This window comes from Inquilinus limosus DSM 16000 (genome assembly GCF_000423185.1).
In the GTDB taxonomy this organism is placed as follows: Bacteria; Pseudomonadota; Alphaproteobacteria; order DSM-16000; family Inquilinaceae; genus Inquilinus; species Inquilinus limosus.
In genome coordinates this window covers 84,089-95,000 of record NZ_AUHM01000032.1, presented here as the reverse complement: position 1 = coordinate 95,000, position 10,912 = coordinate 84,089, and the positions used below count along the sequence as shown (strand labels likewise).

The following is a 10,912-nucleotide window of genomic DNA, read 5'->3' as shown; positions in this document are numbered from 1 at the left end:
GACACCGCCCGCCAGGTCCTCGACACCGCCCTCGTCGAGGACGCGGCCGCCGGCCTCTACCGCTGCGCCCGGGACATCTTCACCGATCCGGAGCTCTTCGAGCTCGAGATGAAGCACATCTTCGAGGGCAACTGGATCTACCTGGCGCATGAGAGCCAGATCCCGAACCCGAACGACTACTTCACCACCACGATCGGGCGGCAGCCCGTCGTCATCACCCGCAGCCGCGACGGCGAGCTGAACGCCTTCATCAACGCCTGCAGCCATCGCGGCGCCATGCTGTGCCGGTTCAAGCGCGGCACAAAATCGACCTTCACCTGCCCGTTCCACGGCTGGACCTTCAGCAATGCGGGCAAGCTGCTGAAGGTGAAGGACCCGGACGGCGCCGGCTATCCGGACGGCTTCAACTGCAACGGCTCGCACGACCTGACCCGGGTGGCGCGCTTCGAGTCCTATCGCGGCTTCCTGTTCGGCAGCCTGAACCCCGACGTCGCGCCGCTGGCCGAGCATCTGGGCGAGGCGGCGAAGATCATCGACATGATCGTCGACCAGTCGCCGGAGGGGCTGGAGGTGCTGCGCGGCTCCTCGACCTATGTCTATGACGGCAACTGGAAGCTGCAGACCGAGAACGGCGCCGACGGCTACCACGTCACCGCGGTGCACTGGAACTACGCGGCCACCACCAGCCGGCGCAAGGAGGCCGAGAAGGTCGACTGCGTCCGCGCCATGGATGCGGGCGGCTGGGCCAAGCAGGGCGGCGGCTTCTACTCCTTCGAGAACGGCCATCTGCTGCTGTGGACCAACTGGGCCAACCCGGAGGACCGGCCGAACTGGGAGCGGCGCGGGGAGCTGGCGGCGCGGTTCGGCGAGGCGCGGGCGGACTGGATGGTGCGGCGGTCGCGCAACCTCTGCCTGTACCCGAATGTCTATCTGATGGACCAGTTCAGCTCGCAGATCCGGCACTACCGGCCGATCGCGGTCGACAAGACCGAGGTCACGATCTACTGCATCGCGCCGAAGGGCGAGGACCCGAAGGCGCGCGCCCACCGCATCCGGCAATACGAGGACTTCTTCAACGCCAGCGGCATGGCGACGCCGGACGACCTGGAGGAGTTCCGGGCCTGCCAGATGTCCTATGCCGGCCGCGCCGCCCGATGGAACGATCTCAGCCGCGGCGCAGCCCACTGGATCGAGGGACCGGACCCGGCCGCTGAGGCGATCGGCATGAAGCCGCTGATGAGCGGCGTCCGCACCGAGGATGAGGGGCTGTTCGTCCTGCAGCACCGGCACTGGCTGGAGACGATGCGGCGCGCCGTCGCGGCGGAGGCCTGCCGATGACCGCCGTGATCGAGAGGCTGTCGGTCGAGGAGGTGCAGCAGTTCCTGTACCGCGAGGCCCGCTATCTGGATGACCGCGACTGGGATTCCTGGCTGGCGCTCTACGCGCCGGAGGTCGAGTTCTGGATGCCATCCTGGGACGATGACGACCGGCTGGTCACCGATCCGCAATCCGAGATCTCGCTGATCTGGTACGGCAGCAAGGACGGGCTCGAGGACCGGGTCTTCCGCATCCGCACCGAGCGGTCGAGCGCCACCAGCCTGCCGGAGCCACGGACCTCGCACAACATCAGCAATGTCGAGATCCTGGAGCAGGGCGGCGGCGCCTGCCGGCTGCGGTTCAACTGGGTGACATTCAGCTACCGCTACAAAACCGTCGACACCTATTTCGGCACCTCCTTCTACACGCTCGACACCACCGGCCCGACGCCGCGGATCACGAAGAAGAAGGTCGTGCTGAAGAACGACTACATCCACCACGTCATCGACATCTACCACATCTGACCGCGCGCGACCGGAGGATCGGAGCCATGAGCCACACCATCGCGCTCAATTTCGAGGACGGCGTCACCCGCTTCGTCGAGGCGCGCCCCGGCGAGACCGTCGCCGACGCCTCGTACCGCGTCGGCATCAACATCCCGCTGGACTGCCGCGACGGCGCCTGCGGCACCTGCAAATGCCGGGTCGAATCCGGCGCCTATGACGGCGGCAGCTACATCGACGACGCGCTGACGGCGGAGGAGGCGGCCGAGGGGCTGGCGCTGGCCTGCCAGGCGCGGCCGAAGTCGGACCTGGTCGTCGCGGTCGCCGCCTCGTCGCAGCTGTGCAAGACCGGTCGGCAGTCGGTCGAGACCCGCCTCGTCTCGGTCGACCGGCTGTCCGACACCACCATCGCCTTCTCGCTCGAAGGGACGGACGGCTTCGGCTTCCTGCCGGGGCAGTACGTCAACGTCCAGGTGCCGGGCACCGACCAGCGGCGCGCCTATTCCTTCAGCTCGGCACCGGGCTCGGACCGGCTGTCCTTCCTGGTCCGGGACATCCCGGGCGGGCTGATGAGCGGCTTCCTGCGCGACCGCGCCGAGCCGGGCATGGCTATCGGCTTCAGCGGGCCGGAGGGCAGCTTCTACCTGCGCGAGGTGAGGCGGCCGCTGCTGTTCCTGGCCGGCGGCACCGGCTTGGCGCCGTTCCTGTCGATGCTCGGGCGGCTGGCCGAGGCCGGCACCGGCGGGCATCCGGTCCATCTGGTCTACGGCGTCACCAATGACGCGGATCTCGTGGCGGTCGACCGGTTGGAGGCGTTCGCCGCCCGGATTCCGGGCTTCACCTTCGCCACCTGTGTCGCGGCGGCGGACAGCGCCCATCCGCGCAAGGGCTACGTCACCCATCACATCGAGGCCGGCCGGCTGAACGGCGGCGAGGTCGACATCTATCTCTGCGGCCCGCCGCCGATGGTCGACGCGGTCCGCGGCTGGCTCGGCGAGCAGGGCATCAAGCCTGCCAACTTCTACACCGAGAAGTTCTCGCCCAGCGCGTCCGCCGACGCGTCCCGCCGGCAGGCGGCGTGAGATGACCCGGTTCGCCGGCAAGGTGGCGATGGTGACCGGGGCGGCGCAAGGTATCGGCCGCACCGTCGCCCTGCGGCTGGCCCGGGAGGGCGGGCGCGTCGCCCTGGTCGACCGGTCCGAGCTGGTCGAGGAGGTGCGGCAGGAGGCGGCGGCCGAAGGCGCCGAGGCGCTGACCGTGATCGCCGACCTGGAGACGTTCGGCGGCGCGACCACTGCGGTGGAGCGGACGCGGGCGCGGTTCGGGCGGGTCGACATCCTGGTCAACAATGTCGGCGGCACGATCTGGGCCCGGCCCTACGCCGAGTACCAGGAGGCGCAGATCGAGGCGGAGATCCGCCGCTCGCTGTTCCCGACGCTGTGGAGTTGCCGCGCCGTGCTGCCGGCGATGCTGGCGCAGGGCGGGGGCGTGATCGTCAACGTCTCCTCGGTCGCCACCCGCGGCGTCAACCGCGTGCCCTATGCCGCGGCCAAGGGCGGGGTGAACGCGATCACCGCCTGCCTCGCCTTCGAATATGCCGGCCACGGCATCCGCGTCTGCGGCGTCGCCCCGGGTGGCACCGAAGCCCCGCCGCGGCGCATCCCACGCAACCCGGCGCCGCCGGACGAGCACGAGGCCGGGTGGTGGCGCGAGGTGGTCGACCAGACCGTCTTCTCCAGCCTGATGCACCGCTACGGCACCGCGGAGGAGCAGGCGGCGGCGATCCTGTTCCTGGCCTCGGACGAGGCCTCCTACATCACCGGCGTCACCCTGCCGGTGGCCGGCGGGGATCTCGGCTGACGGCCCCCACCAGACAGCACGAAGCCGCCGCGAGCGGCGATCACGGAGGAGAACGTCATGAGTGACAGCCTGCTGAACAGCCCCGAGGTCCAGTCGCTGCTCGACAAGGTCAGCGGTCTCGGCCACGACGCCGGGGATGCGCGGCTGAAGCAGATCGTGCACCGCGTCGTGTCCGATCTGTTCCGCACGATCGAGGATTTCGACGTCCAGCCGGACGAGTTCTGGTCGGCCATGAGCTACCTGACGTCTCTTGGACAGGCCAATGAGGTGGGGCTGCTGGTCCCGGGCCTCGGCCTCGAGACCTTCCTGGACCTGCGGATGGACGAGGCGGAGCGGAAGGCCGGGATCGAGGGCGGCACGCCGCGCACGATCGAAGGCCCGCTCTATGTCGCCGGCGCGCCGCTGTCGAAGGGCGAGGCCCGGCTCGACGACGGCAGCGAGACGGGCGAGGTGCTGCTCATGGACGGCCAGGTGCGAGACGCCGACGGCAACCCGGTCCCGGGGGCGGTCGTCGACGTCTGGCACGCCAACACGCTGGGCGGCTATTCCTTCTTCGATCCATCGCAGGCGAAGTACAACCTGCGCCGGCGGATTGAGACGGACGCCGAAGGGCGTTACCGCTTCCGCTCGATCCTGCCTTCGGGCTACGCCTGCCCGCCGGACGGGCCGACGCAGAAGCTGCTCGACCGGCTCGGCCGCCATGGCCGCCGCCCAGCCCACATCCACTTTTTCGTCTCGGCGCCGGGCCACCGCAAGCTCACCACCCAGATCAACATCGACGGCGACGCGTATCTGCACGACGACTTCGCCTTCGCCACCCGCGACGGGCTGATCCCGGCGGTGCAGCGCATCGACGATGCGGCCGAAATCCATGCCCGCGGCCTGAATGCGCCCTTCGCCCGGATCACCTTCGACTTCGTCCTCAACCGTGAGGCCGAGAACGCGCCCGGCACGGTCGTGCACCGCGCGCACGCCGAGGCGGCCTGACCGTCCCATCGCTCCATCGAGGCCCCGATCATGCCTGACACCCTGGCGCTGCCGACCGGCGATCTCGCCCGCGATCTCGCCATCGCCGAGATCCGCAGCACCATCGTCGACGTGCCGACCCGGCGGCGGCACAAGCTGTCCTCGCTGTCGGTGACGGCGCAGAGCTACGTCGTGGTCGAGCTGCGCCTGGCCAACGGCGCGGAGGGCGTCGGCGAGGCGGCGACCCTGGGCGGCCCGCGCTGGAGCGAGGAGAGCGTCGAGAGCATCAAGGCGGCGGTCGACCGCTACCTGGCCCCGGCGCTGGTCGGCCTGCGCGCCGACCGGTTCGAGGCGGCGGGCGCGAGGATGGATGCGGCGGCCAAGCGCAACACCGCGGCCAAATCGGCGATCGAGACCGCCCTGTTCGACGCCGTCGGCCGCAGCCTCGGCGTGCCCGCCAGCCTGCTGCTCGGCGGCGTGGTGCGCGACCGCATCCCGGTGCTGTGGACGCTGGCCTCGGGCGATCCGGGGCAGGAGATCGAGGAGGCGGAGGGCAAGCTGGCGGCCCGGCTGCACCGCACCTTCAAGGTCAAGATCGGCGCCCAGGACCCGGCGGCGGATCTGGCCCGGCTGCGCCGCCTGGCCGGCGTGCTGGGCGACCGGGCGGCGCTGATCGTCGACGCCAACCAGGCCTGGGACGAGACCACCGCCGCGCATTGCCTGCCGGTCCTGGCCGAGCTCGGCATCCGCCTGGTGGAGCAGCCGCTGCCGGCCTGGAACATCGCCGGCATGGCGCGGCTGCGCGCCCGCTCCGGCGTGCCGCTGATGGCCGATGAATGCGTGTTCTCGGCGCATGACATGCTGGCCGTCGCCGAGGCCGCCGCCGCCGATGTGGTGTCGCTGAAGCTGGTCAAGCATGGCGGCCTTCTGAACACGCGCAAGGTCGCGGCGGTGGCCGAGGCGGCGGGGATCGGCCTCTATGGCGGCTGCCTGCTCGAAAGCTCGATCGGCGCCGCGGCGCATCTGCAGGCCTTTGCCGGGCTGCGCGAGCTGGGCTGGGGCTGCGAGCATTTCGGGCCTCAAATCCTGACCGACGACCTCGTGGCCGAGCCGCTGCGCTTCGAGGATTTCCACCTGCTGCTGCCGGCCGGCCCCGGCATCGGCGTCACGCTCGATCGCGACAAGCTGCGCCGCTACGCGCGCGCCTGAGGAGGAGGGGCCATGCTCTACCACGTCCAGATGGATGTGCGGGTGCCGCACGATGTCGACCCGGCCCGGTTCGAGCGGCTGAAGGCCGAGGAGAAGGCGCGGGCCGAGGAACTCCAGCGCGCCGGCAAGTGGCGGCATCTGTGGCGGGTCGCCGGGCGCTACGCCAATGTCAGCATCTTCGACGTCGCGGATCACGACGAGCTGCACGCGATCCTGTCGACCCTGCCGCTGTTCCCCTTCATGGCCATCGAGGTCACGCCGCTCGCCCGACACCCCTCGGCGATCGGCTGAGCTCTCGCGGCGCACCACCAACGACAATCAGCAAGGGAGGTTTTCGCCATGGCGCAATCGCGCATCATGGACGTCCAGGACGTCATCAACTCGCAGCCGCTGTCGCGGTTTCAGATCTCGGTCGTCGCCCTCTGCTTCCTGGTGGTGGCGATCGACGGCTTCGACACCGCGGCGATCGGCTTCATCGCCCCGGCGCTGAAGGCGGGCTGGGGCGTGACGCCGGCGCAGCTGGCGCCGCTGTTCGGCGCCGGGCTGTTCGGGCTGATGCTCGGCGCCTTCCTGTTCGGGCCGCTGGCCGACCGGATCGGGCGCAAATCGGTGCTGATCCTGACCACGCTGGCCTTCGGCGGCGCCAGCCTGGCTTCGGCCACGGCGGGAACGGTCGAGGAGCTGACGCTGTGGCGCTTCGTCACCGGCCTCGGCCTCGGCGGCGCCATGCCCAGCGCCATCACCCTGACCGCCGAATATTGCCCGGAACGCCGCCGCGCCACGCTGGTCACCCTGATGTTCTGCGGCTTCACCATCGGCTCGGCGGTCGCCGGCCTGGCCGCCTCGCAGATCGTCGCTGCCTATGGTTGGCAGGGCCTCCTGGTGCTGGGCGGCGTGCTGCCGATCGCCCTGGTCCCGGTGCTGTGGCTGGCGCTGCCGGAATCGGCCCGCTACCTGACGCTGCGCGAGGGCCGCGCCGACCGGATCGCCGCGGTGCTGCGCCGGATCGCGCCGGCCGAGGATTTTGCCGGGGTCGAGTTCGCCCGGGCCGGCAAGGCCAAGGGCCTGCCGATCGTCCAGCTCTTCGCCGAAGGCCGCGGCGCCGGCACGATCTTCCTGTGGCTGACCTTCTTCATGAGCCTCCTGGTGTTCTACCTGCTGTCGAGCTGGCTGCCGCTGCTGATCACCAGCGCCGGCTGGTCGCTGGGGCGGGCCTCGCTGATGGCGGCGCTGCTGGCGACCGGCGGCACCATCGGCGCCGTCGCCATCGGCCGGCTGATGGACCGGTTCGAGCCGCACCGCGTGCTCGCCGCCTCCTACCTCGCCGCCGCGGCCTTCATCGTGCTGCTGGGCAGCGCCGCGGCCTCGCCCTGGCTGCTGATGCTGGGGATCTTCGGCGCCGGTTTCGGCGTGGCCGGATCGCAGGTCGGCATCAACGCCCTGGCCGCCGCTTATTACCCGACCGCCAGTCGGGCCACCGGGGTCAGCTGGGCCAACGCCGTCGGCCGCACCGGCTCGATCCTGGGCTCCATGGTCGGCGGCGTCCTGCTCTCCCTCGGCTGGGATCTCGCCACCGTCTTCAGCGTCGCCGCGGTCCCGGCGCTGATCGCCGCGGCCGGCATGCTGGCCAAGGGCCGGCTGCGGGGCCGGACACCGGCTGCCGCTGCCAGTGTCGCCGCGATGTCCGAGACCGCAGCATGAGAGGATGCGCCGTTCGACTCTTTGCGGGGGGAAGCCGGATGAAGATGGTGATCCGTCGAGTGCGCTTCTGCACCGTCGCCGCGATCGTGCTCATGGCGGGTACGGCCCAGGCGCAGACCGATGTACCGGGCGCCGATGAGTTGAAGGCGGCGTGCCCCGGCCTCGCCGGGCAGGCCATTCCGCCCTCGGCCATCGGGCTGCCCAGCGGCCCGGCGGCGATCGTCTCCGCGACCTTCGTCCCGGCCGCGCCGCAATCGGTCTCCGATGGCAAGACGGTCCTGGCCACGCCGGACCACTGCAAGGTGCTGGGCGCCATCGCCCCGGTCGACTCCGCGGCACAACCGATCAACTTCCAGGTCAATCTGCCGATCGCCTGGAACGGCAAAGCGCTGCAGTATGGCGGTGGCGGCTACAACGGCACGCTGATCACCGGGCTGGCGCCGTTGCGCGATGCCGCTCCCGGCGATCCGCTGCCGCTGACCCGCGGCTATGCCACCCTCGGCACGGATTCAGGGCATCAGGCGTCGGCCTTCGCGCCGGACCGTATCGGCGCGTTCGGCCTCAACGACGAGATGCTGATCAACTACGGCTACGCCTCATACAAGAAGGTGAGGGACGTGGCCGTGACCGTCATGCGCTCGTTCTATCGGCGCGGGCCCTCCCGGCTCTACTATTTCGGCGGGTCCGAGGGCGGGCGCGAGGGGCTGACCATGGCGCAGCGCTTCCCCGCCGACTACGACGGCGTGGTCAGCGTCGTCCCGGTCGTGCAGCTGTCGATGCTGTTCCAGTCCTACATCCCCCATCAGCGGCCCCAGCTTCGCGGCGGGTGGATGGGGCCGGACAAGGTCGTGACCCTGGCGAGGTTCGTCTCGGATGCCTGCGACGCGCTCGATGGGCTCGCCGACGGGGTGGTCAACAATTATCTCGCCTGTCCGGCCCACGTCGACCTGCAGAAGCTGCGCTGCCCGGACGGCGCCGATGCCGGAGGCCACTGCCTGTCCGACGCGCAGATCGAAACCGTCTCGGCAGTGCATTCGCCCTATACCCTGCCGTTCCCCGTCGCGAACGGGCTGGCGACCTATCCGCAGTGGCTCTACGGCAACGAGACCACCCCCGATCCGAAGAACGCCACGATGACGCGGTGGGTCACCGGGACGGCGGCGCCGACCGTCGCGGTGGACCCGTCGAGCGCGGCGCAGCAATGGCTGTACGGCGCCAACTTCGTGCGCTTCTTCGTGGCGAAGGACCCGGATTTCGATCCGAGCCGCTTCGACCCGAAGGATTTCCAGTCCCGGTTGCAGCAGGTCTCCGAGATTATCGACTCGTCGAACCCCGACCTGTCCACCTTCTTCGCCCGAGGCGGCAAGCTGATCATCCGCGAGAACATGGGCGATCTGGCGCAGAGTCCGCTGGCCGGGATCAACTACTTCAACGCGGTCATCGCGAAGCTCGGTCATGAGACCGTGGAGACGTCCGCGCGGCTGTACATCTCGCCGGCCTCGACCCACACCGGCCCGGCCGTCAGCGTGACCGACGGCACGCCGGTACCGACCATGGTCGACCTGCTCGATCCGCTGGACCGCTGGGTCACCGCCGGCGAGCCGCCCGCCGACACGCTGATCCAGGTGATGAAATCGACGGTGCCGCCCTTCGCGGTGCAGGCGGCGCGGCCGATGTGCCGTTTTCCGAACTATCCGAGATATATCGGCGGCGACAAGCTTTCGGCGGCGAGCTACGTCTGCGCTCCATCTGTTCCCTGACAGCGCGGTGAAATCATCGGCATCGCTGGATCGGCTGGTGTGAGAAAGGGCTTGCTGGACGTCGGTTCGTGCGAGAGACGGCGGCAGGTCAGCGATCGATCACGATGTCGGAGAGCGGGCAGCTGCGGCAGGCCAGGATCCAGCCCTGGTCGATCTCGTACTGTTTGATGCCGCTCTTGTGGCTCATATCTACGGTTCCTGAGATCAACCTGGTGCGGCACGTGCCGCAGATGCCCTGGCCGCAGGCTGTCTGCAGCCGGACGCCCGCCGCGTTGGCGGCCCAGACGAGCCTAGTCTCCGCCACGCAATGCGCTGTCACCTGGGCCCGGCGGAAATGGACCTTGAACTGCGGATGGACCATGGTTCGCCGTGATCGTCACTCAGCGTCCGCAGACTGGTCCATGCACTGGCATCCTCACAGGAAGCCGATCGAGATCCAGGGCACCGCCGCGACCACGATCAGGCCGACCGCCAGCACGATGAGATACCCGACGATCGGCCGCATGCCCTCGTCGGGATGAATCCGGCTGATCGCGCAGGCGGCGTGGTAGCCGACGCCGAAGGGCGGCGCGAACAGCCCGATCCCCATGGCCAGGATGACCACCATCGCATAGTGCACCTCGTGCACCCCGACCTCCCGCGCGATCGGGAACAGCAGCGGGCCGAACAGGACGATCGCCGGAATGCCCTCGAGCACGGAGCCCAGCACCACGAAGGCGATGACCGACACCGCGAGGAAGGCGGGAACGCCGCCCGGAAGCTCCCGCATCAGCGCCGCCAGCTGGGTCGAGAAGCCGGACTGGGTCAGCGCCCAGGCCATGCCGGTGGCGGCGCCGATGATCAGCAGGATCGCGCCGGACAGCGAGGCGGTGTCGACCAGCATCGGATAGACCCGGCGCCAGTCGAAGCGGCGATAGACCAGCAGGCCCGCGGCTATGGCGTAGACGATGCCGATGGTCGAGACCTCGGTCGCCGTGGCGACGCCCTCGACCACCGCCGCCCGGATGATGAAGGGCAGGGCGATGGCCGGCAGGGCGACGAGGAAAGCCTTGCCGATCTCCCTTCCGCTCGCGCGCCGGACGCTGGACAGATCCTCGTTCCGGTACCGCCACCAGACCAGCCCGGCCAGCGCGAGGCCGAGCACCACCGCCGGCAGCAGCCCGCCGGTGAACAGCGCCGCGATCGAGACGCCGGTCACGGACCCGATGGTGATGAGGACGAGCGACGGCGGGATGGTCTCGGTCTGCGCCCCCGTCGCCGACAGCAGCGCCACGAGGTCGCCGGGCTTGGCCCCGCGCGCCTTCATCTCGGGGAACAGGACCGGCGCCACGGCGGCCATGTCGGCGGCCTTCGACCCCGAGATGCCGGAGACGAGATACATGGCGCCGATCAGCACATAGGACAGCCCGCCGCGCACATGGCCCAGCAGGCTCGCCAGGAAGGCGACCATGGCCCGCGCCATGCCGGTCATCTCGATCGTTGGCGTTGCCGAGCGGCCGCAGCGACGGGCCGAGGAGGGCCGCCAGTCCGATGATGGCGGCCACCGCCAGCACGGCGGCCGCGGCATCACGCCAGTCGGCGACCCGGATCAGCCGC

General features: G+C 70.0%; 11 protein-coding genes (1 of these 11 only partly in view). 9 read left to right on the top strand and 2 right to left on the bottom strand.

Annotated features, from left to right (window positions below; genetic code table 11):
* The 9 genes in view from benA to G537_RS0123750 are tightly spaced (at most 57 nt apart) and all read left to right on the top strand, a layout consistent with a single transcriptional unit that may run on beyond the window.
* A protein-coding gene (gene benA, locus G537_RS0123790) for a benzoate 1,2-dioxygenase large subunit (RefSeq protein ID WP_026872245.1) crosses the window boundary here: on the top strand, nucleotides 1-1,338 show its 3' portion. Its footprint begins 6 nt before the window's first position; 1,338 of the gene's 1,344 nt are visible here — the last part of the coding sequence; its start codon lies off the left edge, out of view; its stop codon occupies nucleotides 1,336-1,338.
* Nucleotides 1,335-1,841 (top strand): benzoate 1,2-dioxygenase small subunit, encoded by a 507-nt coding sequence (gene benB, locus G537_RS0123785; protein ID WP_026872244.1) that lies wholly within the window; start codon nucleotides 1,335-1,337, stop codon nucleotides 1,839-1,841. The genes benA and benB overlap by 4 nt, the downstream gene beginning before the upstream one ends.
* A gap of 26 nt (nucleotides 1,842-1,867) precedes the next feature.
* Nucleotides 1,868-2,902, top strand: a complete 1,035-nt coding sequence (gene benC / locus G537_RS0123780; protein ID WP_026872243.1) for a benzoate 1,2-dioxygenase electron transfer component BenC — start codon at nucleotides 1,868-1,870, stop codon at nucleotides 2,900-2,902.
* Between the two features lies 1 nt (nucleotide 2,903).
* Nucleotides 2,904-3,680, top strand: a complete 777-nt coding sequence (locus tag G537_RS0123775; RefSeq protein WP_026872242.1) for a 1,6-dihydroxycyclohexa-2,4-diene-1-carboxylate dehydrogenase — start codon at nucleotides 2,904-2,906, stop codon at nucleotides 3,678-3,680.
* A gap of 57 nt (nucleotides 3,681-3,737) precedes the next feature.
* Nucleotides 3,738-4,667, top strand: coding sequence for a catechol 1,2-dioxygenase (gene catA, locus G537_RS0123770; protein WP_026872241.1), 930 nt, complete (start codon nucleotides 3,738-3,740; stop codon nucleotides 4,665-4,667).
* A 30-nt stretch (nucleotides 4,668-4,697) separates the two neighbouring features.
* Nucleotides 4,698-5,855, top strand: a complete 1,158-nt coding sequence (locus tag G537_RS0123765) for a muconate/chloromuconate family cycloisomerase (RefSeq protein ID WP_051249019.1) — start codon at nucleotides 4,698-4,700, stop codon at nucleotides 5,853-5,855.
* Between the two features lie 12 nt (nucleotides 5,856-5,867).
* Nucleotides 5,868-6,146, top strand: a complete 279-nt coding sequence (catC, locus tag G537_RS0123760; RefSeq protein ID WP_026872239.1) for a muconolactone Delta-isomerase — start codon at nucleotides 5,868-5,870, stop codon at nucleotides 6,144-6,146.
* A 48-nt stretch (nucleotides 6,147-6,194) separates the two neighbouring features.
* The gene (locus G537_RS0123755) at nucleotides 6,195-7,556 is read left to right on the top strand and encodes an MFS transporter (protein WP_026872238.1); all 1,362 of its coding nucleotides are present in this window, start codon (nucleotides 6,195-6,197) and stop codon (nucleotides 7,554-7,556) included.
* A gap of 44 nt (nucleotides 7,557-7,600) precedes the next feature.
* Entirely contained in the window at nucleotides 7,601-9,316 is a 1,716-nt protein-coding gene (locus G537_RS0123750) for a tannase/feruloyl esterase family alpha/beta hydrolase (protein ID WP_026872237.1), read from the top strand.
* A gap of 88 nt (nucleotides 9,317-9,404) precedes the next feature.
* Here the strand turns inward: G537_RS0123750 and G537_RS0123745 are convergent, their stop codons facing one another.
* Together G537_RS0123745 and G537_RS45185 are read right to left on the bottom strand one after the other, a co-directional pair.
* Nucleotides 9,405-9,677 carry a 2Fe-2S iron-sulfur cluster-binding protein gene (locus G537_RS0123745; protein ID WP_026872236.1) on the bottom strand — a complete coding sequence of 91 codons (273 nt, stop codon included), beginning with the start codon at nucleotides 9,675-9,677 and terminating at the stop codon, nucleotides 9,405-9,407.
* A gap of 54 nt (nucleotides 9,678-9,731) precedes the next feature.
* Nucleotides 9,732-10,778 carry a TRAP transporter large permease gene (locus G537_RS45185; RefSeq protein ID WP_245579108.1) on the bottom strand — a complete coding sequence of 349 codons (1,047 nt, stop codon included), beginning with the start codon at nucleotides 10,776-10,778 and terminating at the stop codon, nucleotides 9,732-9,734.
* Nucleotides 10,779-10,912 lie beyond the last annotated feature (134 nt).

Excerpts from the sequence above, each read along its gene's own strand:
- benB (WP_026872244.1), top strand. The coding sequence starts at position 1,335 with ATGACCGCCGTGATCGAGAGGCTGTCGGTCGAGGAGGTGCAGCAGTTC.
- benC (WP_026872243.1), top strand. The coding sequence starts at position 1,868 with ATGAGCCACACCATCGCGCTCAATTTCGAGGACGGCGTCACCCGCTTC.
- G537_RS0123775 (WP_026872242.1), top strand. The coding sequence starts at position 2,904 with ATGACCCGGTTCGCCGGCAAGGTGGCGATGGTGACCGGGGCGGCGCAA.
- catA (WP_026872241.1), top strand. The coding sequence starts at position 3,738 with ATGAGTGACAGCCTGCTGAACAGCCCCGAGGTCCAGTCGCTGCTCGAC.
- G537_RS0123765 (WP_051249019.1), top strand. The coding sequence starts at position 4,698 with ATGCCTGACACCCTGGCGCTGCCGACCGGCGATCTCGCCCGCGATCTC.
- catC (WP_026872239.1), top strand. The coding sequence starts at position 5,868 with ATGCTCTACCACGTCCAGATGGATGTGCGGGTGCCGCACGATGTCGAC.
- G537_RS0123755 (WP_026872238.1), top strand. The coding sequence starts at position 6,195 with ATGGCGCAATCGCGCATCATGGACGTCCAGGACGTCATCAACTCGCAG.
- G537_RS0123750 (WP_026872237.1), top strand. The coding sequence starts at position 7,601 with ATGGTGATCCGTCGAGTGCGCTTCTGCACCGTCGCCGCGATCGTGCTC.
- G537_RS0123745 (WP_026872236.1), bottom strand. The coding sequence starts at position 9,677 with ATGGTCCATCCGCAGTTCAAGGTCCATTTCCGCCGGGCCCAGGTGACA.
- G537_RS45185 (WP_245579108.1), bottom strand. The coding sequence starts at position 10,778 with ATGGCGCGGGCCATGGTCGCCTTCCTGGCGAGCCTGCTGGGCCATGTG.